Source organism: Pelomonas sp. BJYL3 (genome assembly GCF_027257975.1).
Classification (GTDB): domain Bacteria; phylum Pseudomonadota; class Gammaproteobacteria; order Burkholderiales; family Burkholderiaceae_C; genus Roseateles_B; species Roseateles_B flavus.
The window spans coordinates 95,115-117,873 of record NZ_JANZKX010000003.1 but is presented as its reverse complement, the minus strand read 5'-3'; the positions used below and the strand labels follow the sequence as shown (position 1 = coordinate 117,873).

The 22,759-nt window shown below is 70.1% G+C and carries 16 protein-coding genes and 1 tRNA gene; 8 read left to right on the top strand and 9 right to left on the bottom strand.

Annotation, left to right across the window (positions count from 1 at the left end):
* Nucleotides 1–50 precede the first annotated feature (50 nt).
* Genes O9Y01_RS10190 through O9Y01_RS10180 form a run of 3 tightly spaced genes read right to left on the bottom strand, consistent with a single transcriptional unit; the run spans nucleotide 51 to nucleotide 7,290 of the window.
* Nucleotides 51–4,241, bottom strand: a complete 4,191-nt coding sequence (locus O9Y01_RS10190; RefSeq protein ID WP_269631487.1) for a translocation/assembly module TamB domain-containing protein — start codon at nucleotides 4,239–4,241, stop codon at nucleotides 51–53.
* Nucleotides 4,238–6,106: an autotransporter assembly complex protein TamA gene (locus tag O9Y01_RS10185; RefSeq protein WP_269631486.1), complete on the bottom strand. Its 1,869-nt coding sequence runs from the start codon at nucleotides 6,104–6,106 to the stop codon at nucleotides 4,238–4,240. The genes O9Y01_RS10190 and O9Y01_RS10185 overlap by 4 nt, the downstream gene beginning before the upstream one ends.
* Entirely contained in the window at nucleotides 6,103–7,290 is a 1,188-nt protein-coding gene (locus O9Y01_RS10180; RefSeq protein WP_269631485.1) for a vWA domain-containing protein, read from the bottom strand. The genes O9Y01_RS10185 and O9Y01_RS10180 overlap by 4 nt, the downstream gene beginning before the upstream one ends.
* Before the next feature lie 120 nt (nucleotides 7,291–7,410).
* On the opposite strand from O9Y01_RS10180, the gene O9Y01_RS10175 reads away from it, so the two are divergent.
* Nucleotides 7,411–8,727, top strand: coding sequence for an EAL domain-containing protein (locus O9Y01_RS10175; protein ID WP_269631484.1), 1,317 nt, complete (start codon nucleotides 7,411–7,413; stop codon nucleotides 8,725–8,727).
* A gap of 59 nt (nucleotides 8,728–8,786) precedes the next feature.
* Here the strand turns inward: O9Y01_RS10175 and O9Y01_RS10170 are convergent, their stop codons facing one another.
* Both O9Y01_RS10170 and O9Y01_RS10165 read right to left on the bottom strand, forming a co-directional pair.
* Nucleotides 8,787–10,823, bottom strand: coding sequence for a S9 family peptidase (locus tag O9Y01_RS10170; protein WP_269631483.1), 2,037 nt, complete (start codon nucleotides 10,821–10,823; stop codon nucleotides 8,787–8,789).
* Nucleotides 10,824–10,914: 91 nt separating this feature from the next.
* Nucleotides 10,915–11,757, bottom strand: coding sequence for an AAA family ATPase (locus O9Y01_RS10165; RefSeq protein WP_269631482.1), 843 nt, complete (start codon nucleotides 11,755–11,757; stop codon nucleotides 10,915–10,917).
* Nucleotides 11,758–11,845: 88 nt separating this feature from the next.
* Between O9Y01_RS10165 and O9Y01_RS10160 the strand changes: the two genes are divergently transcribed.
* From O9Y01_RS10160 to O9Y01_RS10145, 4 genes are all read left to right on the top strand, one after another.
* Nucleotides 11,846–12,487, top strand: coding sequence for a c-type cytochrome (locus tag O9Y01_RS10160; protein ID WP_269631481.1), 642 nt, complete (start codon nucleotides 11,846–11,848; stop codon nucleotides 12,485–12,487).
* A 128-nt stretch (nucleotides 12,488–12,615) separates the two neighbouring features.
* Nucleotides 12,616–13,884, top strand: coding sequence for an HD-GYP domain-containing protein (locus tag O9Y01_RS10155; RefSeq protein WP_269631480.1), 1,269 nt, complete (start codon nucleotides 12,616–12,618; stop codon nucleotides 13,882–13,884).
* Between the two features lie 124 nt (nucleotides 13,885–14,008).
* Nucleotides 14,009–16,009 carry a hypothetical protein gene (locus O9Y01_RS10150; protein ID WP_269631479.1) on the top strand — a complete coding sequence of 667 codons (2,001 nt, stop codon included), beginning with the start codon at nucleotides 14,009–14,011 and terminating at the stop codon, nucleotides 16,007–16,009.
* A gap of 91 nt (nucleotides 16,010–16,100) precedes the next feature.
* Nucleotides 16,101–17,225, top strand: coding sequence for a DUF484 family protein (locus tag O9Y01_RS10145; RefSeq protein ID WP_269631478.1), 1,125 nt, complete (start codon nucleotides 16,101–16,103; stop codon nucleotides 17,223–17,225).
* Here the strand turns inward: O9Y01_RS10145 and O9Y01_RS10140 are convergent.
* The 3 genes from O9Y01_RS10140 to O9Y01_RS10130 form a co-directional block, all read right to left on the bottom strand.
* Nucleotides 17,209–17,712 carry a hypothetical protein gene (locus tag O9Y01_RS10140; RefSeq protein ID WP_269631477.1) on the bottom strand — a complete coding sequence of 168 codons (504 nt, stop codon included), beginning with the start codon at nucleotides 17,710–17,712 and terminating at the stop codon, nucleotides 17,209–17,211. The genes O9Y01_RS10145 and O9Y01_RS10140 overlap by 17 nt on opposite strands.
* Nucleotides 17,713–17,796: 84 nt before the next feature.
* Nucleotides 17,797–17,886, bottom strand: a tRNA-Ser gene (locus O9Y01_RS10135).
* A gap of 40 nt (nucleotides 17,887–17,926) precedes the next feature.
* Nucleotides 17,927–18,559, bottom strand: a complete 633-nt coding sequence (locus tag O9Y01_RS10130) for an FMN-binding negative transcriptional regulator (protein WP_269631476.1) — start codon at nucleotides 18,557–18,559, stop codon at nucleotides 17,927–17,929.
* Between the two features lie 138 nt (nucleotides 18,560–18,697).
* On the opposite strand from O9Y01_RS10130, the gene O9Y01_RS10125 reads away from it, so the two are divergent.
* Entirely contained in the window at nucleotides 18,698–19,591 is an 894-nt protein-coding gene (locus tag O9Y01_RS10125; protein WP_269631475.1) for a LysR family transcriptional regulator, read from the top strand.
* 9 nt (nucleotides 19,592–19,600) lie between these two features.
* Here O9Y01_RS10125 and O9Y01_RS10120 read toward each other — a convergent pair whose 3' ends face one another.
* A complete protein-coding gene (locus O9Y01_RS10120; protein ID WP_269631474.1) occupies nucleotides 19,601–20,428 on the bottom strand; it encodes a symmetrical bis(5'-nucleosyl)-tetraphosphatase in 828 nt (275 codons plus the stop codon).
* Nucleotides 20,429–20,546: 118 nt separating this feature from the next.
* On the opposite strand from O9Y01_RS10120, the gene O9Y01_RS10115 reads away from it, so the two are divergent.
* Nucleotides 20,547–21,848: a hemolysin family protein gene (locus tag O9Y01_RS10115; protein WP_269631473.1), complete on the top strand. Its 1,302-nt coding sequence runs from the start codon at nucleotides 20,547–20,549 to the stop codon at nucleotides 21,846–21,848.
* A complete protein-coding gene (locus tag O9Y01_RS10110) occupies nucleotides 21,845–22,591 on the top strand; it encodes a SapC family protein (RefSeq protein ID WP_269631472.1) in 747 nt (248 codons plus the stop codon). The genes O9Y01_RS10115 and O9Y01_RS10110 overlap by 4 nt, the downstream gene beginning before the upstream one ends.
* Nucleotides 22,592–22,759 lie beyond the last annotated feature (168 nt).

The window sequence follows — 22,759 nt, the reverse complement described above, 5'->3', positions numbered from 1 at the left end:
GGATTGTCGCATGACTGCGAGGGGAGCCCGGCGAGGTCCCGGGCCAGGCCTCACTGCCAGCGCCACTGCCAGATCAGGTCCAGGGCGCTGTCCTCGCCGCTCTGGGCACGCAGGGTGAAGCGCTGGGCAATGCGGTAGATCAGCTGCCAGCTGCCGGTCGTGGCATTCAGCCCCCGTTCATAGCCCAGGTAGACGCGCTTGGAGAGCTGCTTGCCCACGCGGACGATGGCACCGCGGGTGTCGTCCTGGGCCCCCTGGGACACGGACAGCTCGTCCAGCCCCAGGTTCTTCATCAGCTTGCCCGAGGTCGATTCGCCCTCGCCGCTGATCAGGGCCAGGGCGGCTCGCTGAAGGAGGGCGGTGTCGGCGCGACCCAGCTCGTCGGGGCCACGGCCCAGCAGCAGCCAGGAGAGCTTGTCGGTCTCGGGCAGCTCGGGTTCCGAGAAGAGCTTGATGCGTGGATTGATGGCGGTGCCGCCCACGGTCACGCCTACGCGGATGTCGGTGTTGGGCCGCACGGCCAGCACGTCCAGGCGGGGGTTGTCCAGCACGCCGGTGAAGAGGATCTCCCCCTTTTCCACGGTCAGCTTCTGGCCGTAGGCGTCGTAGGTGCCGCCCTCGGCACGCACGGTCCCGACGAGGCTGGGCTTGCCGTCCCGGTGCTGCAGCTTGAGCTGGCCTGTCAGCCGGGTGTCCAGGCCACGGCCACGCAGCTTCATCTGCTCGCCCAGGTCGAGGTCCAGCTGAACGGCAATCTTCATCGGCGGGCCCTCGTGCCGCGCCGCCACGGGGGCCGCGGCAGGGCGGCGCACGCGCACGTCCTCGTCCAGCGTGGGCGCGTCGCCCTTGCTGAAGTCGAACAGGCCTTCGTCGACGTGGAAGGCGCCCTGCACGTCCACGCTGGCCGGCGTGAGGTGCAGCTTGCCCTGGCCGCTGGCGATGATGCGGCGGTCCACGCGGGTCAGCAGGCCGAACTTCTCGGCCTGGAGGTCCAGGCGCAGGTCGGGCTGCGCGCCCAGGTGGGCCTCGCCGCTGAGCCGGAGCTCGCCGTCGGCGGCGTGGGCGCTGAACTGCTGCAGCCGCGCCTGGCTGCCCTCGAGGGACAGCTGGAAGCGGGTGTCCCGCACGTCCACGCCCAGCAGCGGGTTGCGCACGGCGAGGCCCTCGCCCTTGGCCAGACCGCGCAGCTGCGGGTCGCGCAGGGTGCCGCCCAGCATGAAGCCCGCGGTCATGGCGCCGCTGACCCGCCAGCCGGCGGGGATCCAGCCGCCCCAGGTGGCGAGGTTGGCGACATTGGCCTGCACCGTGCCCTCCAGCGGCGCATCCAGCGGCGGCAGCAGGGCCTGCGGGTCGGTGCGGGTGATGAGGGCGCCGCCCAGGCCGCCGAGGTTGGTGCCGGCCAGGGCCTGGGTCAGGGACCACAGGCCCTGCCTCGCCTGCAGGCGCAGGCCGAAATCGGTGAGGCCCAGTCGCTGCACGCCGCGGTCTTCGGTCACGCTGAGGTCGCCGCTCTGGCGCTTCAGCTCGAAGCTGAGGAGGGTGCCCTGGCGGGTATCCAGTTGCAGATGGCCGTCGACCAGCAGGTCGCCGCCCCAACCGAAATCGGGCTGGGCCTTGGCCAGCAGGGGGGCCAGGGCCAGGGGCTCCAGCTGGGCATCGACCTGCAAGGACAGCGGGGCACCGCTGTGCTGGGGCGCCTGGTAGCGCAATTCCTTCCAGCGCACCCGCGCCTGCCCGCCGGCCAGGCTGGCCCGGCCCTCCTGCAGCTCGGCGCTGAGCAGCCGGGCCTCGGGGCTCAGGGCCAGGCGGGCCTGCAGGGGTTCGATCTGCAGCCACGGGTCCAGGCTGGTGCTGGGCAGCGGCCGCAGCCGGGCCTGCTGCAGGCTCAGGCGCCAGTCCAGCGGCTCCGGCGCACCGGAGAAGCCCCAGGGCAGGGCGTTGAGCTGGCCTTCCAATGCCAGCAGCAGGGCTGCGCCGGGCTGGGGCGGGTCGCCAGCCGAGCTGCTCAGCGGGCGGCCCTGGCCCTGCAGCTGCAGCTGGTGGCGTGCCCAGCTGCCGCTCAGGCGGGCCTGCAGGCCTTCCAGCTGCAGGGCGCGCTGGCCCTGGGCGAGGCGCAGCGGGCCGGCCTCCAGGTTCAGGGCCAGGTTCTCGGTCAGGCCGGTGCCCAGCTGCCAGTTCAGCTTGCCCTGCTCCAGGCCCAGCAGGCGCCCGGGCTCGCGCACCAGCAGCTTCTGCAGGCTCAGCTGGCCTTGGCTGGTCCAGCTCCAGCGGGTGGCGGACCGGGCGCGAGGGCTGGTGGAGGGCAGCTCCTGGCCGCGTAGCGTCAGGTCGCCCTGCAGCCCGCCGTCCAGGCTCATGCCGGGGGTGAGGGCGGCCAGCAGCGGGTCGAGGGCGGCCAGGCGGGGCCACTGCACCTGCAGCCGGGCCTCGGGGCGGCGGTCTTCCAGGCCGAGGACTTCCCCGTGCAGCTGGTTGCGCTCCTGCTCCAGGCTCAGCAGCAGGCGGGCGGGCTGGGCGTCGCGAAGGTACTGGATCTGGCCCTGCAGCGGCTGGCCCGCCCACTGGCTGGGCAGCAGGCGCAGGCTGGCCTCGCCCTGGGGCCAGGGGCTGCCGGCGCTGCGGTGCAGTTGGGCCCCCAGCTGCAGATTGAGGCTGTGCGGCGCCGTGGCGCCGGCGGCGGGCTTCCACAGCAGGCCGGGGTCCAGCTGCTGGCTCTGGGCCTGCAGGCTGGCCTGCCAATCGCCCTGCTCCCGGCGTATCCACTCGCCCTGCAGGCTGGCCGTGGCCTTGCCGGCGCTCAGCTCGGCGCGGTGCAGGCGCAGGCCCTGCTCACCCAGCTGGGCCTTGAGCTGCAGCTGGGGCGTGGCCAGGGGCTTGCCGCCGGAGGTGGCCAGGCGGGTGCTCAGCTGGCCTTCCAGGTCCAGCCAGGGCAGGGGCGGCGGCGTGGCGGGCTTGCGCTCGCCCTTGGGGTCAGCCTTCGGATCGATCTTCGCGGCCGGCGGAGCCTCGCGGCGCAGGCGCAGCTGGCCATCGAGGGCCAGGGCCAGCAGCTGGCTGTGCAGGGCGTCCAGGCGCAGGCCGTTCAGGTGCAGCTGCAGGTCCGAGGACTGCTCAGGGCTGAGCCGCCCCTGGGCCTGCAGACTGCCGGCCGCCTGGCCCTTGGCATCCACCAGGCCCAGCTCCAGGCTGCGAATCTGCAGGGACTGCCACTGCGACGGCGCGAACTGCAGGTCGGCCTGCAGGCGGCCCAGGGGCAGGCGCTGCTGGTCCCAGGGGCCGGCCAGGGCGTTGCTGATCTGGCCCTTGAGGTCCGCCGGCTTGTCCCAGTGCTGAGCCTCCAGGGCCAGCTGGCCGCTGAGGGCGGTGCGCGGCCATTGGGGATTCAGCGCAGCCAGGTCGAACTGCTTCAGCGTGGCCTGCAGGCCGGCCAGGGGCCAGTCCGCCATGGGTTTGGCCCGGGCCTGGAGCGCCACGGACTGGCCGGCGGCCTTGAAATCGAGCGTGAGGGCGTGGTCCAGCAACGGGCCCTGGGCCTGCAGCCGGGCCTGCCAGTCGGGCCCTTGCGGCAGCTGGCCGCGGGCGTCCAGGCTGGCCTGCAGGGTCATGGGCCCCTCGGCCTCGGCCCGCAGCCGGCCCTGCAGCTGCACCGCCTGCCACTGCAGGGAGCGCAGCTGGAGCTCGTGAACCTGCTGCTGCCGGGCATCCAGCTGGCCCAGGCTGACGGCGGCCTGCAGGCGGTTCAGCTGCACATTCGCCGTCGGCAGGTCCAGCTGGCCAAGCTCCAGCTGGCCGATGCTCACCGACAGCGGCAGGCGCAGGTCGGTGAGCGGCGCGGCGGGCTTGTCAGACGGCGTCCAGCGGACCTGGAGGCGGTCAGCGCGCAGGCTGTCCGCCTGCAGCCGGGCCCAGAACTGGGGCGATTCATGCCAGCCCAGGCGCAGGCCCTGCCAGCGCAGGCCGTCGAACTGGAGGTCGGTGCCGCCGGGCAGATGAAGGCGCAGCTGGCGGGCCGAAAAATCGCCCAGCAGACGGCCCTGGGGCGCATCGGCGCTGATGAGGTCGGGCGCCTGGCGCAGCAGCCAGGCGGTGCCGGTCTCGGTGCCCATGAGCCAGACGCCGCCCAGCGCCGCGGCCCCCAGCAGGCCCGGCAGGACCAGGCCCCAGGCCAGCCAGCGGCCCAGGCGGCGCTTCGCAGGCTTCGGGGGGGTGGCCGGGGCGGGGTTCTTGTCGATGTCGCTCACAGGGCGATCCCCACGCTGAAGTGCAGGCGCCACTTGCCGGTCTGATGCGCACGCGCCAGGTCCAGGCGTAGCGCGCCCACGGGGCTGCGCAGCCGGGCGCCGACGCCATAGCCCACCACCGGTCGCAGGGACTGCCAGCTGTCGGCCACGTTGCCGGCATCGACAAAGGCGGCGCCCCACAGCATGGGCAGGCCGTCCATCACGGGACGGGCGAGCTCGACGCTGCCCGTCCAGAGCTTGCGGCCGGCGCTGAGGGGGCTGCCGTCCTCCTTGTCCACGCCCAGGCTCTGGTAGGCGTAGCCGCGCACGGAGTCGTCGCCGCCGGCAAGGTAGAGCATCTTGGCGGGCAGGCCCACGCGATCGCGGGCCATGATCTGGGCGAGGTCGGTGCGGGCGCTGAAATGCCAGCCCGAGGGCAGGGGCTTGAAGTACTCGAGGCGCAGCCGGGCCCGGCCGAAGACGCCGCTGTCCTGGTTGGGGGCGTTGTTGTCGGCGCGGCCGGCACCCAGCAGCAACTGGGCGGTGTAGCCCTGGGTGGGGAGCAGCAGGCTGTCCAGGCGGCGGCGGGTCCATTGCACATTGCCCGACCAGGCGCCGGAGTGCAGGGACTCGCCCGCCTCGCCGGCCTCGATGGAGCGCAGCATCTCGGCGAAGACCAGGCGCTCGTCATGCCCTGCTTCGCGCAGGCGGCCCACACGGGCACTGAGCGTGCGGATGTTCTTGTCGTTGTTGAGGTCCTGCTCCCACTGCAGCGAGCCCAGGTTGCGCTGCATGTCGGGCTGCGGGTGGGAGCTCAGCTCCAGCTCCGCCTTGCGCAGCAGCTGGCCCAGCTGGAACTTGCTGCGGGCCCGCAGCGGCAGGCCCGCGGGCAGGCGGTGCAGATGCTCGACGCTGGCGTTGTAGCCGTTCATGGCGCTGTAGCCGATGCCCGTGGTGGCCTGCTGGCGCGGCGCCTCCTTGACCCGCACCCGCACCGGCACCGCCGCGGCCTGCGCGGCCTCGGGCTGGATGTCCACGGTGACGCCATCGAAGAGCTGGGTGCGCAGCAGGCGCTCCTGGAAGTCCAGCAGCGCCTGCTCGGAGTAGGGCTCGCCCGCCTCGTAGCCGGCCAGGCGGCGCACGGTGTCTTCTGACTGATGCATCAGGCCTTCGATCTGCAGGCTGCCCAGGCGGAAGAGCGGGCCGCTGTCCAGGCTCAGCTTGAGGCTCACGAGATGAGCTTCGGTGTCGACGTCGGCCTCGCTGGCCGCCCATCGGGCCAGCGGATAGCCCTGGGCGCGCGCCCGGGCCAGCACCGCGGACTTGGCGGAGGCCCAGGCGGCCTGGGTGAAGGCGCGGCCCTTGCCCAGCGGCCACAGCTGGCGCAGCTCCGCCTGCAGGGCCAGGGCCCGGGGGGACTCGGGCTGGCCGGCCTCGGCATCGAGCTCGCCCTGGAACTGCAGGTCCAGCTCGCCCACGACGCTTCGGGGGCCGGGGTCGACGATGAGGGTCAGGTCTTGCTGGGTGTGGTCGGCGTTGGCCTGGCGCTGGACCTCGACATGGGCGTCGAAGTAGCCCAGGGTTTCCAGCAGGCCACGCGCCTGCTCGGGCGCGACGGCCGCCAGGCGGTCCAGCTCCACCGGGCTGAGGCTGTCGCTCTCGGCGATCTGCTGGAAGCGGGCCAGGTCCAGGTGGCGGGCGAGCAGGTCCTGCACCTCGCCACTGGCCTGGATGTCCAGGCGGTAGGCGGCCTTGAGCCGTGCATTGGCCGCTGCAGTCGCCGCCGACTTCCCCCCCAGGGCCTCCTGCAGGCCGCCCAGCGTGCCGCAGGCGCTCAGCAGCAGGCTCAGGCCCAGGGCCGCGAATGCGCGCAGGGCCGCCCTCATTTGCTCAGCAGCCGCATCGCCGACTCCAGCCCCGTGATGGAGAGCGGGAACATGCGCTGGTGCATCAGCTGCTGGATGATGGAGATGCTCTGGCGGTACTGCCAGACGCCCTGGGGCTCGGGATTGATCCACGCGTATTTCGGGAAGGCATGCGTGAGCCGCTGCAGCCATTCGGCGCCGGGCTCCTCGTTGTTGTACTCGACGCTGCCGCCGGGCTGCAGGATCTCGTAGGGGCTCATGGTGGCGTCGCCCACGAAGATCAGCTTGTAGTCCTTGTTGTACTTGCGGATGACGTCCCAGGTGGGCATCTTCTCGGCGAAGCGGCGGCGGTTGTTCTTCCACACGAAGTCGTAGACGCAGTTGTGGAAGTAATAGAACTCCAGGTGCTTGAACTCGCTCTTGGCGGCCGAGAACAGCTCCTCGACGCGGTGGATGTGCTCGTCCATGGTGCCGCCGACGTCCATCAGCAGCAGCACCTTCACCTTGTTGTGCCGCTCGGGGATCATGCGGATGTCCAGCATGCCGGCGTTGGCGGCGGTCTTGTGGATGGTGTCGTCGAGGTCCAGCTCGAGCTCCGAGCCCTCGCGGGCGAAGCGGCGCAGGCGGCGCAGGGCGACCTTGATGTTGCGGGTGCCGAGCTCGAGGTTGTCGTCGTAGTCGCGGTAGGCGCGCTGGTCCCAGACCTTCACCGCGCTGCGGTTGCGGCCGCGGTCCTGGCCGACGCGCACGCCCTGCGGGTTGTAGCCGTAGGCGCCGAAGGGGCTGGTGCCGCCGGTGCCGATCCAGCGGTTGCCACCCTCGTGGCGCTCCTTCTGCTCTTGCAGGCGCTGACGCAGGGTCTCCATCAGCTGCTCCCAGCCCAGCTTCTCGATCTCGGCTTTCTGCTCGGGCGTCAGTTCCAGCTCGAGGTGCTTGCGCAGCCATTCCTCGGGCAGCTCGCGGGCGAAGTCGGTGAGCAGCTCCACGCCCTTGAAGTAGGCGGCGAAGGCGCGGTCGAACTTGTCGAAGTGGGCCTCGTCCTTGACCAGGGTGGTGCGGGCCAGGTAGTAGAAGCGGTCGACCGTGGGGCCGCCGTCCTCGGCGTCCAGCACGCCCAGCTTGAGGGCCTCGAGCAGGGTCAGGTACTCCTTCACCGAGACAGGCAGCTTGGCGGCACGCAGGGTGTAGAAGAACTGGATCAGCATGGCAGGCAGTGGGAGTCTCGCGGTGATTATCCACAGAGCAGCGCTTGCTGCAGGCCACGCCGCAAGCCTGACGCAAGGCAGGGGCTTAGCATCTTGGGATCGATTCTTGCCGGAAGCGCCATGAACCAGGACGTGGAGCGGACCATGCAGGCCCTCTATGCCGCCATCCAGGAGGAGGACGGGCGCTGGGTGGGCCAGCACCAGGGTTTGCGCATCAGCAGCCAGTTCCAGCCCATCTACAGCCTGCCGCACCGCAGCCCGGTGGGCTACGAGGCCCTGGCGCGCTTCGCGACACCGGCGGGCGAGGCGCTCGATCCGGGTCAGGTCTTTGCGCAGGTCCAGGCGCAGCGGGAGGGCGCGGGCTCGCAGATGCAGCTGGACCGCCTGTGCCGCCTGCTGCATGTCCACAACTTCGTGACGCAGCAGGTGCCCGACTGCTGGCTCTTCCTCAACATCCATCCCGAGGTCTTCGTCAGGGCCGCGCATGAGGCGCCGATGCTGGCCCGCGCCGTCAGCACCGTCGAGCAACTGGGCCTGCCCATGCACCGCCTGGTCTTCGAGGTCACCGAGGAGATCATGGCCCAGGGCGCACGCTTCGAGGACGCCGTGGAGCGCGCCCGCGCCACGGGCTGCCTGCTGGCCCTGGACGACTTCGGCGCCGGGCATTCCAACTTCGACCGGGTCTGGCGCATGAAGCCCGAGATCGTGAAGCTGGACAAGAGCCTGCCCCAGCGCGCCCTGGCCTCGCCGCGCATCGCCCGCATCATGGCGCAGATGGTGGCGCTGCTGCATGAGTGCGGCGCGCTGGTGCTGCAGGAGGGCATCGAGGGGCGGGACGACATGCAGCTGGCCCTGGATGCCGACGTGGACCTGCTGCAAGGCTTCGGCCTGGGCCGGCCCGCGGCCGACCTGCTGGCGCCCCAGGCCAATCCCACCATCGACGGCTTCTGGGACCTGATCGAGGACCGCCAGATGCTGGGCCGCGAGCGCGAGGACGAGGTCCTCCAGCCCTTCCGCAGCGCCGTGCTGACCGCCGTGGCCCGGCTGCAGGCCGGAGACAGGCTGGAGCAGGCCTGCCAGGGGGTGCTCTCGATCGCAGGGGCGCAGATGTGCTTCCTGCTCGACGAGCACGGTCATGACCTGGGCATGCGCATCCACCCTGACGTGCAGTCCGACAGCCCCGACCTGCGCTTTGCGCCGCTGGACGCCTCGGGCGATGCGCGCTGGTCGCGCCGGCCGTATTTCCGCCGCGCCATGGCCGCGGTGGGCACGCTGCAGGTGACGCGGCCCTACCTGAGCCTGCACGGCGCGCGCATGTGCGTGACCCTGTCCCTGGCCTTCTGGCAGGACGCGCGGCTGCGCGTGCTCTGTGCCGATGTGGACTGGGGCGAGGGCGACGAGCGCGGCCTCGGCCGCCCGCGCCGCGGCGCTCGCTGAATCCACTGAACCCGCAGAACCCGCAGAACCCGCAGAACCTGCAGAACCTGCAGAACTGGCTAGCTGCGCCTGCGCGCGGGCGCCCGAACGGTCTTGCGTGCCGCCCCGCGGCGCGCCGGGTCATGCGCCGCCAGCCAGCCCAGGAACTCGGCATACCAGAGCTGGCTGTTCTGCGGCTTCAGCACCCAGTGATTCTCGTCGGGGAACCACAGCAGGCGGGCATCCACGCCGCGGGCCTTGAGGGTGTTGTAGTAGGCCAGGCCCTGCGCGTCCGGCACGCGGTAGTCCTGGGCGCCGTGGATGACCAGGGTGGGCGTTTCCATGCGATGGGCAAAGGCATGCGGGCTCTGGGCCGCCACGCGGGCCGGGTCGTCCCAGTACCAGGCGCCCAGCTCCTTGGCGTGCCAGGTGTAGGCGTCGTCCGCGAACATGGCCTGCCAGTCGTAGCAGCCCGCGTGGCAGACATAGGCCTGGTAGCGCCCGGCCTTCACGTGCCCGTTCATCCAGGCCACCAGATAGCCGCCAAAGCTGCCGCCGCCGGCGAAGACGCGGTCGCGGGCGACCCAGGGCTTCTTCAGCAGCCAGTCGGTCGCGGCCTCGATGTCCTGCAGCTCCAGCTCGCCCCAGCGCTGCGTGATGGCGTCCTTGAAAGCCTGTCCGTAGCCCGAGGAGCCGTGGTAGTTCACGCAGGCCACCACATAGCCCTGCGCGGCCAGCAGCTGGGCGTTCCAGCGGAAGTGCCACATGTCGCCGAAGGCCGAGTGCGGGCCGCCGTGGATCAGGTGCAGGACGGGGTGCCTGCGCTTGGCATCGAAGCCGGGCGGGTAGGTCAGCCACATCTGGACCTCGTCGTCCTGTGCGCCCTTGAAGCTCACCGGCTCGACGCGGCCCAGGCGCAGGGGCTTGAGCAGGGCGTCGTTGAAGTTCTCGATGCGCAGGGGCGTCTCGCCCTCCATCACGCTGAGGCGGGGCGGATGCTGCGCGCTGTCATGCAGCACGACCAGGGTGCCGGCCTGCAGGTCGAAGGCCGCGGCATGGCCGCCCTCGAACTGCGTGAAGGCGGCGCAGGTCTTGACGTCGAAGCGCCAGAGGTGGCGCCGGCCCTCGTCCTCGGCGCAGAAGAGCACGCCCAGGTCGTCTTCGTCCCAGCGCAGCGGAGCCTGGACCTCGCGGTCCCAGTCCTCGGACAGCACGGCCCAGTTGCCATGCGTGTCCAGCACGCCCAGCTGGTCCGGCATGGTATGCCTGAGGCCGCGATGGCAGGCCAGGAAGGCCAGGTGGTGGCCCGCGTGGCTGTAGACGGGCGCATGCAGATGCCAGCCGTCCTCCTGCAGCAGCGTGCGCACCTGGCGGCTGCGGACCTCCACCTCGGCCAGCGCGAAGCAATGGTCCAGGCGCTTCTCGGCGGCCGGGTCGAAGGCGAAGACGATGCGCCGGCCGTCGGGGGAGATGTCGAAGCAGTCGGCGTCGGGTTCGGAGCGGCTGAGCTCCCGGTCCGTGCCCTCGAACAGGTCGCGAACCTTGCCGCTGCGCGTGTCCAGCACGTGCAGATGGGGCACGCGGTCCATGGGAACGTGGTGATCCCAGAAGCGGTAGAGCGCCTCCGAGGTCACATAGCCGCTGGTCTTGCGGGCCTGGTGCGCGGCCCAGGCCTTGGCCTGCGCGGCCGCGCCCTTGAGATGGGGCCAGACCCAGGCCACGAAGGCGATGTGGCGGCCGTCCGGGAACCACTTGAAGGCCTCGACGCCCATGGGCAGCGAGGTGGCGCGCCGCGCCTCGCCGCCATCGGGTGCGATGAGGTAGAGCTGCGGGCTGTCGTCCCTGACGCCGTCCTGCTCGCGGCGGGCGATGAAGGCGATCTGGTCGCCCTGCGGGCTCCAGCGCGGGCTGGCGTCCTTGTCGCCGGCCTGGGTCAGGCGGCGGGGTTCGCCGCCCAGCGTGGAGAGCAGCCACAGGCTGCTCTGGCTGCTGTCCTTCTCGAGCGAGGGGCTCGTGAGGCTGGCCACGGCCTGCGCTCCGTCGGGCGAGAGGCTGGGCGCGCCGAGGCGCTCGATGGCCCAGAGGGCCTCAATGCTGAAGGTCTTGCTCGTGGCCATGCGCCTTGCTCCTCGTCATGCGGGCACGCCGGTGTGCGCACCGGGCCGCAGTGTAGGGGCGACGAGGCAGGGAAACCTGCCGCGCTGGCGCTCAGCGGTTGCGGCTCTGCATGAAGACCAGCTTCTCGAAGAGGGTCAGGTCTTGCTCGTTCTTCAGCAGCGCGCCCACGAGCGGAGGGATGGCGACCTTGTCGTCCTGCGCCCTGAGCGCGTCGACGGGGATGTCCTCGGCCAGCAGCAGCTTGAGCCAGTCGATCAGCTCGGAGGTGCTGGGCTTCTTCTTGAGGCCGGGCAGGTTGCGCACGTCGTAGAAGGTCTTGAGCGCCGCGGCCAGCAGCTCCTTCTTGAGGCCGGGGAAATGCAGGTCGGCGATGCGCTGCATGGTCTCGGCCTCGGGGAACTTGATGTAGTGGAAGAAGCAGCGGCGCAGGAAGGCGTCCGGCAGCTCCTTCTCGTTGTTGGAGGTGATGAAGACCAGGGGGCGGTGCTTGGCCCGGATCATCTGCCGCGTCTCGTAGCAGTAGAACTCCATGCGGTCGAGTTCGCGCAGCAGGTCGTTGGGGAACTCGATGTCGGCCTTGTCGATCTCATCGATCAGCAGGGCCACGGGCGTGTCCGACTCGAAGGCCTGCCACAGCACGCCCTTTACGATGTAGTTGTGGATGTCCTTGACGCGCTCGTCGCCGAGCTGGCTGTCGCGCAGGCGGCTGACGGCGTCGTACTCGTAGAGGCCCTGCTGCGCCTTGGTCGTGCTCTTGATGTGCCACTGCAACAGCGGCAGGCCCACGCTCTGGGCCACCTCCTCGGCCAGCATGGTCTTGCCGGTGCCGGGTTCGCCCTTGACCAGCAAGGGGCGTTTGAGGGTGATGGCGGCGTTCACGGCCAACATCAGGTCGGCGGTGGCGACGTACTGCTCGGAGCCTTGGAACTTCATGCTGTGGATCAATGCGGGTAAGCCTGCAAACCAGTATAAGGTCCGTCCCTATAATGCGCCCCGGTGTCAGATCAAGAACTTCGGGACCATGAACAAACTGTTGAAGCTCACCTTCGCCGTTCTCGCTGGCCTCACCGCTGTCGGCGCACAGGCGCAGGACGTCAAGGCGGGTGAGAAGAAGATCGCCATGTGCATCGGCTGCCACGGCATCGTCGGCTATCAGGCGACCTTCCCCGAAATTCACAAGGTGCCGATGATCGCTGGCCAGAATGCCAAGTACATCGCCTCGGCCCTGAATGCCTACGCCAAGGGCGAGCGCAAGCACCCGACCATGCGCGGCATCGCGCAGTCGCTGAGCGAGCAGGACATCGCTGACATCTCCGCCTACTACGAGCAGCAGGCCCAGGCCCCCGCCGCCGGCGATGCCGCTGCGGCGCCGGCCAATGTGGCCGAGCTGCTGAACAAGGGCGCATGCGCTTCCTGCCATGGCGCGAACTTCAGCAAGCCCATCGACGGCGCCTATCCCAAGCTGGCCGGCCAGCACGCCGACTACCTCTACGCCGCACTGAAGTCCTACCAGACCGAAGGCAACCCTTACGTGGGTCGCGGCAACGCCATCATGGCCGGCCAGGTCAAGCAGTTCAGCCATGCCGAGCTGAAGGCCATTTCCAAGTACCTGGCCTCGCTCAATGGCGAGCTGCGCACCGTGCCCCAGAGCAAGATGCGCTGAGCGCCCGCACGGTGTCGGATCAAGCCGCCTCGCTAGGCGGCTTTTTTGTGTCCGATTTGGCTTTTCATCGGGAGGGGCACCGTCGATACTGGGCGGCAGATTTCCGCTCCGGTTCCTACCCGCCTCCCATGCTCAAAAGAATACCGACCCAGCACGTCCGGCTCGGCATGTTCTTGCAGTCCATGGAAGGCTCATGGCTGTCCCACCCCTTCTGGAAGACCAAGTTCGTGCTGCGCGAGCAGAGCGAGGTCGACGCCTTGCTCAAGAGCGGTGTGGTCGCCGTCTGGATTGACGTGGAGAAGGGCCTGGACATCCAGGAGGCCGAGCCCAGGGTCGAGCCGGTGCCTGAGCCCGCGCCGGAACCCGCGCCCCAGCCTGCCAAGCCCCAGGAGCCTCGGCCGCAGGCCGCCGCCCCTGTGCCTGCCGCAACGCCGCCCGGCATGCGCGCCAGCCTGCATGACGAAATGGGCCGCGCCGCGCAGATCGTCAACCGTTCACGGGCCGCCGTCATCCACCTCTTCGGCGAAGCTCGCCTGGGCAAGGCCATCGATTCCGAGCAGTGCCTGCCGCTGGTGGAGGAGGTCGCCAATTCGGTGTCGCGCAACCCCTCCGCGCTGATCAGCCTCGCCCGGCTCAAGACCAAGGACGACTACACCTACATGCACTCGGTGGCGGTGTGCGCCCTGATGGTGTCCCTGTCCCGGCACATGGGCCTGGACGAGGCCCAGACGCGCGAGGCCGGCCTGGCGGGTCTGCTGCATGACGTCGGCAAGATGGCCATGCCCATCGACGTGCTCAACAAGCCCGGGCAGCTGACCGACGACGAGTTCGCCGTCATGCGCTCCCACCCGGTGCGCGGCTACGAGATGCTGCTGGAGGGCGGTGCTGTGCCGGCTGCGGCGCTGGATGTCTGCCTGCACCACCACGAGAGGATCGACGGCAGCGGCTACCCCAAGAAGCTCAAGGGCGAGGAAATCTCGCTGCTGTCCCGCATGGGCGCGGTCTGCGATGTCTACGACGCCATCACCTCCACCCGCCCCTACAAGAACGCCTGGGACCCCGCCGGCTCCATCCAGCGCATGGCGCAGTGGACGGGCCACTTCGACCCGGCCGTCTTCCAGGCCTTCGTCAAGAGCGTGGGCATCTACCCGGTGGGGACCCTGGTGAAGCTGCACTCCGGGCGTCTGGCCGTGGTGGTGGAGCAGAGCCCCGTGCGCCTGACGGCACCGCTGGTGCGGGTCTTCTTCTCGACCAAGTCGCAGCTGCCCATCCCCACGGAGCTGGTCAACCTGGACCTGCCCTCGGCCACGGACCGCATCGTCTCGCGTGAGAACCCCGCCGACTGGGGCTTCAAGCACCTGGACGAACTCTGGATGAAGGCGCCGGGGCAGGCCTGACCCTGCGGCCCTGTCTGACGGGCTGCCGTCGGCCAAGGCGCGCGATATCGGCTGTTTAGCGGCGCTTTTGAGCCCTTCGCATGGCGGCGGCTGCCGGGATACTGCCTCCATCCGTCTCCTGACGATGGCTCAGCCCCTGCCCACCATGCCTGCCTCGCCCCTGCACTCCTCGCGTCCTTCCACGTCCTTGCGCCTCCTGCCTGCGGCCGGTCGGTGGCTCAGCTGGAGCCTGGCCTTTGCATTGGTGGCCTGCGGCGGCGGAGGGGGCGGAGGCAGCAGTGGCACGGACACCGGCACCGGCAGCACCACGCCGCCGGTGCTCAGCGGCGTGGCGGCCACGGGCGCCCCGCTGGGCTCGGCCAGCGTCACGGTGCTGGACGCCAGCGGCGCCACGGTGGGCACGGGCAGCACCCATCCCACCGATGGCAGCTACAAGATCACGCTCGGCAAGCAGAGCCCGCAGGCGCCCCTGCTGGTGGAGGTGCGGGGGCTCAACGCCCTGGGCGACATGGTGCTGCTGCACTCGGCGGTGCCCAAGACCTCGGCCAGCATGGTGGCCAATGTGTCTCCCCTCAGCGAGGCCCTGCTGGCCCTGACCGTGGGCGACGCGCCCGGCACCGTGTTCAACGATGTGGCGGGCAACAGCAGCGCCGTGGCCCTCGTCGGCACCCAGCTCGCGGCTGCCTCGGACTTCCTCAAGACCCTGATCAAGTCCAATATCAGCGACGCCAAGATCACAGACGCCACCACCCTGGACCTGCTTGGCGACGCCAGCTTCGCCGCGAACAAGGGCGCGCTGGACCTGCTGATCGAGGCCCTGCGGGTGGACCTGGGCAGCAGCAGTGCCGGTGCGCCGCAGCTGCTGCTGGCCAACAAGCTCAAGCCGGGCGCGCCTGTCGAGGTGGTGGTGGACCTGCCCGCGCTGAAGGCCGAGCTGGCCAAGGGCAGCTCGGCCACGCCGCTCAACGCCGTCACCAGCACGCTCAAGGCCACGACCGGCGCCACCACCCTGCTGCCCAACGCGGCCAGCCTGGACGAGCTGCCGGCTGCGATCAACAAGATGCTGGCCCAGGGCCTCTCGGCCAGCGCGATCAGCAGCCACAGCCTGCTCTCGGCCTTCACCGTCAATGACAGCCGGGACAAGAACTCCATGGCCCTGTACTTCGCGGACCTGGCCAGCAAGAACCAGCAGCTGGGCCGATTCCAGATCGTGGCCTGCCTGGACGATGTGTTCGCCTCCGGCAACTGCACCCGTCTGCAGGTCAGCGCCTACGTGACGGACAGCGCCGGCAAGGTGCTGGACATCTTCCAGACCACGGTCAACTACCTCAAGTCCACCACCGCGGGCGTGCCGTCCTGGCGGCTCTACGGCAACGGGCGCGCGCTGGAGTTCAACGTCATCCCCATGACCGTGGCGAGCTTCGGGGGCGATGGCAGCCTGAAATCCGGCACCACGGTCAATCCGCGCGCCGGCGTGCAGCTGGACCTGCAGGGCCAGACGCTGGACGCCCCCATCACCAGTGCCCTGGACAGCGGCGTGGTGCAGACGCCCAACGGCTTCGCGATTGCCATGGCCTACTGTGCCCGTGCGCGCATGTGCATCACCAAGGTCCCCGGTGCCACCAGCACCACGGCCACCGGGCAGGCCACGGACTACGCCCTGCTGCAGGACAGCGTCGGCTGGATCGGCGGGGCGGACGCCCAGCGCTCGGCCAAGTACAGCGTCAGCTTCACGCCGCCCGGCAGCACGGCCCGGACCCAGCCGGCCTACCTGCGCGCCGAGGTGCCCGTCGCCCCCGCGACCAGCCGCTTCCCGATGATCGACGAGCTCGCCACCAGCGCCCTGCTGGGCCGCCAGCTCAGCTTCGGGCGCAAGTACAGCTGGGCCAAGTGGGCCGCTGCCAACCCGGACATGCGAATGCTGAGCATGCGGCTCGTGCAGGCCACCGACCCGGCTGCGCCCTCCATCCGCGAGATCAAGCTGGCCCTGCCGGTGAGCACCGAGCAGACCCTGGGCCCCAGCGTGCTGCCCGGTGGCGCCACGCCGACGACCAGCGAGCTCTGGCTGACCGCGGCGGACTCGCAGGGACGGCGTTTCCAGAGCCGCTTCGTGCTGAACTACTGAGTCTGGCCTGCTTGCCGGGGCCATCCCGGGCGCATGCCGCTACAGTTGCCGCATCCGCCCCCGAGGCCTCATCTTCCCCGCCCTTCATCGCATGACCGAGGCGCTCCAAGCCCAGAACGACCAGCTCCGTCGACGCCTGGAATCCCTGCTGCAGCAGGCGCGCAGCAACGAGGAGAAGCTGCGGCGCTTCGAGCGTCTGGAGCATGCCCTCATCGGCGCAGGCTCGCTGCCGGATCTGCTGCGCGTGATCCTGCAGGACTACCGCGAGAGCTTCGAGCTGGACGCCGTGGGCCTGTGCCTGCTGGACGCCGGTGGCGATCTTCAGCGCTGCCTGGACGAAGCCGGCACGGATCTGGCGGCCTCGCTGCCTGGGCTCCAGCTCCTGGGCACGGCCTCCGAGCAGCCTCTGCTGCTGCAGCTGGGCCAGCGGCCCGCGCTGGGGCAGTTCCAGTCCTGGCGCCATGCGGCCCTGTTCGGACCGGAGCGCGTGCCTGGCCTGGCTTCCTGCGCTGTGCTGCCCCTGGTGCGGCAGGGCCAGCTGATCGGCAGCCTCCAGTTCGCCAGCCGGGACGTGTCCCGCTACGAGGTCGACGCCGGCACCGAGTTTCTGGAGCGCCTGGCGGCCGTCGTCGCGATCTGTCTGGACAACGTGCTCAACCAGGAACGCCTGCGCCAGGCCGGCATCACCGATGCCCTGACCGGGCTGCACAACCGGCGCTACTTCGAGCAGCGCTGCCCCATCGAGGTGGGGGAGGCGCAGCGCCACGGCCATGGGCTGGCCTGCCTGTTCCTGGACGTCGACCACTTCAAGCGCATCAACGACAGCTACGGCCATCCCGTGGGCGACGAGGTGCTGCGCCAGGTCGGCCAGCGCATCCGCCAGCAGCTGCGGGCCGGCGACACCATCGCCCGCTACGGCGGCGAGGAGTTCGTCGTGCTGCTGCCGCGCTGCCCTGACGAGCATGCTCTGGAGACCGCCGAGCGGATCCGCCGCGCCCTGTGCGAGACCAGCGTGGAGCTGCCGGACGGCGTGCGCCTGCCGGTGACGCTGTCGGCGGGCCTGTCCCTGCTCTCCCAGCTGCTGTCCAGCTCACAGCTGCCGCAGCTGGCCGGCGGCCTGGTGGCGGCGGCCGATGCGGCGCTCTACGCCGCCAAGGCGCAAGGGCGCAATCGCATCGTGATGGCGGGCCGGGGCGCCTTCAGTCCAGGCGGCTGAGCGCCGGATCCAGCGTCGCGCCCCTCGCACCCGGCCCATGGGGCTGGCGCGCAGGCAGCAGGCGAAAGCCCAGCCAGGCCCCCACGACGATGGCCAGGCTGTTCTGCAGACCCCAGAAGGGCGGCATGCGGGCCGAGGTGAGCAGGGTGAAGGGCGACCAGACCTTGGTGACATCCAGCTCGGCCAGCAGGAAGAAGCCGGCGGTGAAGGTGAACACCATGGCCAGCCCCATGCCGATGCGATACCAGAGCCAGCTGCTGCGCCGGCTGCGCTGGCGGGTGCGCAGGCTGAAGTAGGTCCAGGCCACGGCAAGCAGCAGCGAGGGCAGGGCCAGGCCCAGCAGGCGCAGGAAGACCGCGAGGCCATCCAGGCGTCCGACCAGGAGCCAGTTCAGCGGCGTGGAGGTCGCGGCCACGGCGGCCGCGAGCCCGCCCACGTATAGGACGAATCCGGAAAGAAAGGCCAGGGGGCGGCGATGGCTCTGCATGCGTTGAACTGCTGCGATGCGTCAGCCGCAGGATGCGGCCGGGGCCATGCTAGCGCCGCGGTGTTCGGGCGCCACGTGAATTGTTGGCGGAGACGGTGAGATTCGAACTCACGGAGGGGATAAGCCCTCGGCGGTTTTCAAGACCGCTGCCTTAAACCACTCGGCCACGTCTCCCGGTGGAGCGCTGCGGATTCTAGCCTTCAATCGCCACCGCTCAGGTCGCCGGACCGGCTTCCAGGCGTTCGCGGCGGCGCATGGCCAGGGCCAGCGCGTGCTGGCCGTAGCGCTCGAGGCCGGCGTAGGTGTCTTCCATCACCTCGGGCGGATCACCCTGGCCGAGCTTGAACTGCGCCTGGGTGTCCAGGATGCGGGCCCTGAAGGCCACGATGTGCTGGGCGAGCTGCGCCTTGCGGGCGCCCATCTCGCTGGCATGCCAGGGGCGGGGGTAGGGGGCCTCGACGTGGGCGACCAGGGTGTCCAGGGCGGCTGCCGCGGCCTCGGGGCTGTCCTCCAGCGTGATGTGGACCTGCAGGTGCACGGCCTCGTAGTTCCAGGTGGGCGCGTAGCGGCGGTCGCGGAACCAGCTGGTGGAGATGTAGCCCTGGGCCCCGCTGAAGGCCACGAGGGCGCGCGGCTGGCGCCGGATCAGCGCCAGCTGCGGGTTGTGCCGGGAGAAGTGGCCGATGAGCACGCCTTCGCCCCGGGCGTCGCGCTGCAGGACCAGCGGCAGGGGCGAGGCCTCGATCTGCGTGCCCTCGCTGCTGATGACCAGGGCCAGGGGGTGGTGGGCGATCAGGCGGTCGATCTCGCTGGCATGGCGGGGGCGGAAGATCTCGGGGGTGTTCATGGCGCGGCGTGGCGAGTGGGTGGATGACTGAATTCTTGGCCTTGCCGCGCGCCGACCACACAGCAGATTTGCAAGCATGGCTGGCAAAATTGCTGTTCTGTTCAGGCCGCGTCGACGGCAGCCAGGGAAGGAGCGGCGATGAAGGACTCGATGCCGGACTGGGACGACCTGCGCCTGCTCGCCCAGCTGGCCAGGGCGGGCGGGCTGGAGGCTGCGGCGGGACCGCTGGGCATCAGCGCGGCCACGCTGTACCGGCGGCTGCAGGCCGCGGAGCGCCAGCTCGGCGTGCGCCTCTTCGAACGGGGCCGGGCGGGCTACAGGCCCACGAGTGCCGGCCAGGAGGTCGTCGCGCTGGCGCAGCGCATGGCCCAGGAGGTGCAGGCGCTGACGCACAGCGTGAGGAGCCGCCAAGCCTGGCCCGGCGGCCTCGTGCGCCTGAGTGCGGGTGACACCTGGATGAGCGGACCGCTGCCCGCCCTGCTGGCGTCCTACCAGAGCCGGGCCCAGGTGCAGCTGCAGGTCGGCTCGGCCAACACGCTGACCGACCTGATCCACGGGGATGCCGACGTGGCTCTGCGCACCGGCGGCGTCCCGCCCGAGTCCCTGGTGGGCCGGCGCCTGGGATGGGTCGCGGCCACGGTCTATGCCTCGAAGAAGCTGGGCGGCGTCCGGGCGGACCGGCTGGACACCCTGCCGTGGGTGGGGGTCGACGAGACGCTCGCCCACCTCGATTCGGCGCGCTGGCTGGAGCAGCAGGGCCTGGGGCAGCAGGTGTGCATCCGCACCCATTCGCTGGTGCATGTCCACCAGTTTGTCCGCCAGGGGCTGGGCCTGGGGGCGATCCCCTGCTTCCTGGGCGATGCCGATCCGGGCCTGCGCCGCGTCTTTGACCCGCCCCGGGACTGGCGCAGCGAGCTGTGGCTGCTGACACGCCCGGAGCTGCGCAAGGTGCCGCGCATCCGCCTGCTGCTGGACGCGCTGTACGAAGGAACGCGGCCCTTGCTGGACCTGATCGAGGGGCGGGGCGCCTGAGGACCCGCCTCAGCCCGGCTGCTGTGCCTGCGCGCAGCGCACCTGGATGATGTCGCTGACGCGGCCCTGGGCATCCAGCGCCGCTGCGCTCAGCGAGCCGCCCCAGACGCAGCCGGTGTCCAGCGCCAGCAGGTCGTGCCGCTGCTGAAGGCCCAGGGTGGACCAGTGGCCGAAGGCGATGGGCTGGCCCGCGCTGCGCCGGCCGGGCACCTCGAACCAGGGCATGAAGCCCGGCGGCGCCTCGCCGGCGCCGTCCTTGGTCTTGAACTCCAGCTGGCCCTCGGCCGAGCAGAAGCGGATGCGGGTGAGCACATTGACGATGAAGCGCAGCCGGGCCGTGCCCTGGAGGCCGTCCTGCCAGCGGTCCGGCTCGTTGCCGTACATCTCGTGGAGGAAGCCGGCGAGCTCCGGGCCGCGCAGCAGGGATTCGACCTCCGCCGCCAGCGCGAGCGTCTGTGCGCGGTCCCACTGCGGCACGACGCCGGCATGGACCAGCAGCCAGCCCTGCGCTTCGGCCGCCATGCGCTGATGGCGCAGCCAGTCCAGCAGGGCGTCGCGGTCGGGGGCCTCGAGGATGTCGCGCACGGTGTCGCTCTTGCCGGGCTTGCGCACGCCGTGCGCGGTGGCCAGCAGGTGCAGGTCATGGTTGCCCAGCAGGCACTGTGCGGCATCGCCCATGCCCTGCAGGCGGCGCAGGGTGCGCAGCGAGGCGGGGCCGCGGTTGACCAGGTCGCCCAGGCAGTGGATGCGGTCGCGCGAAGGGGAGAAGTCCAGGGTTAGCAGCAGGCGCTCCAGCGCATCGCAGCAGCCCTGCAGGTCACCGATCAGGTAGTTCATCACCGGGATTGTGCGGTCGGAAACGCCACGGGCTTCTGCTACGCTTGCGCGCTTCGACTGGTTTTTTCGCGCCTGGCCAGGGTTTCCCCCGAAATGCTCCTGCCGCCCGGCGCCCCCCATGGATACCGCCTTACTTCTCTTTCTGCTGCTGCTCAACGGTTTCTTCGCGATGTCTGAAATGGCCCTGTCGGCCAGTCGCAAGGCGCGGTTGCAGGTGCTGGTGGAGTCGGGTGAGTCCGGGGCGCAGGCCGCCATGGACCTGCACGACGACCCCACCAAGTTCCTCTCGACCGTCCAGATCGGCATCACCTCGATCGGCGTGCTCAACGGCATCGTGGGCGACGCGGCCTTCTCGGCACCGCTGGCCGCCTGGCTGAAGACCGTCACGCCCCTGCACGACCGCGCCCTGGAGGTCACCGCCACCGCGCTGGTGGTGTTGATCATCACCGTGGTGACCATCATCTTCGGCGAGCTGGTGCCCAAGCGCCTGGGCCAGATCTACCCCGAGACCGTGGCCCGCATGGTGGCGCCGCCCATGGAGTTCCTCTCGGTGGTGGCCCGCCCGCTGGTGCGCTTCCTGAGCTTCTGCACGGAGGCCACGCTGGGCCTGATGGGCCTGCGCGGCAAGGCCCAGCGCAGCGTGACCGAAGAGGAGATCGCCGCCAGCCTGGAAGAGGGCCTGGACGCCGGTGTCATCGAGCAGCACGAGCACCAGATGGTGCGCAACGTCTTCCGCCTGGACGAGCGCCAGATCGGCTCCATGATGATCCCCCGCGGCGAGATCGCCTGGCTGGACGTCGAGGACACGCCCGAGGCCGTGCTCAAGATGCTGCAGGCCCACGGCTACAGCCGCTACCCTGTCTGCCGCGGCGGGCTGGACGACGTGCTGGGCATTGCCACCGCCCAGGGCCTGCTGGCGCGCGTGCTGGCGGGGCAAGACCTGGCCCTTGGCGAAGACCTGGAGCCCTCGGTCTTCGTGCCGGAGACCCTCTCGGGCATGGAGCTGCTGGAGCACTTCCGGGCGTCCAATGCGCCCCTGGTCTTCGTGGTCGATGAATACGGTGAAGTGCAGGGCGTGATCTCTGTGCGTGATGTCTTGGAAGCGATCGCGGGCGAGTTCAATGCGCCCGGCGATGGCGATGCCTGGGCGGTGCAGCGCGAGGACGGGAGCTGGCTGATGGACGGCCTGATCCCCGTGCCCGAGCTCAAGGACCGCCTGGGTCTGAAGGAACTGCCCGAAGAGGATCGTGGGCGCTACAACACCCTGGCCGGCATGGTGATGCTGCTGCTGGGGCGCTTGCCGCGCACGGCCGATGTGGTGGAGTGGAACGCCTGGAGATTCGAGGTCGTGGACCTCGATGGCAAGCGTGTGGACAAAGTGCTGGTCAGCCGACTGGCGGAAGACGGAGAGAAAGAATGAGCACCCCCCCGATGTTTGGCAGCGTGGTTCCCCTGGACCGCGAGGCTCACAAGAAGCTGCACCTGCGCACGGACCTGTCCACGGTGGACAAGGTCAAGGGCCTGAACTCGATGTTCCTGACGACGGTCGAGTTCTCGGAAGCCTGCAAGGAATTCCCCATCGTCTTCGTGCGCGCCGGTGAGGCGCCCAAGGACGGCGGCAAGCAGCCCGTGGCCCCCCTGGCCGTGCTGGGTCTCAAGCCCGGCCACAACCTGTTCGTCGAAGGCGACAAGTGGACGGCCAACTACGCACCGGCCTATGTGCGCCGCTATCCCTTCATGATGGCCCACATCGATGACCAGGGGAACATGGCCCTGTGCATCGACGACCAGTGGGCAGGCTTCTCCGAGAAGGACGGCCAGGCCCTGTTCGCCGCCGATGGCGAGGCCACCGAGTTCCTGGTCAACGCCAAGAACTTCGTCGAGAGCTACGAGCGCGAAACCGAGCGCACCCGCGCCGCCTGCCACGAGCTGGTCGAGCTGGGCATCCTGCAGGACATGCGCTTCGAGTCCACCAACGAAGCCGGCAACAAGGTCGATGTCGACGGCTTCATGACCGTGGACGAGAAGAAGCTGGCCGAGCTGGACGACGCCACGGTCGTGCGCCTGCACCGCAACGGCCTGCTGGCTCTGCTGGAGATGCACCGCCTGTCCCTGGGCAATATGGCCCGCCTGGCGCAGCTGCAACTGGCTCGCAAGGACTGAAACAGCATCTGACCGCGCCCGCGCGGTCGGCAAGGCACCAGGGGCAGGGTAACCTGCCCCTTTTTCATGGGGGCCGCGGGCAGGCGCCGCTTTGCTGCGGCCGCGGCCCGGCCTGTGCAGGCTTGTTGCATTCGTCGGGCTTGTACCGAGGCTGCTGTCACAAGCCGC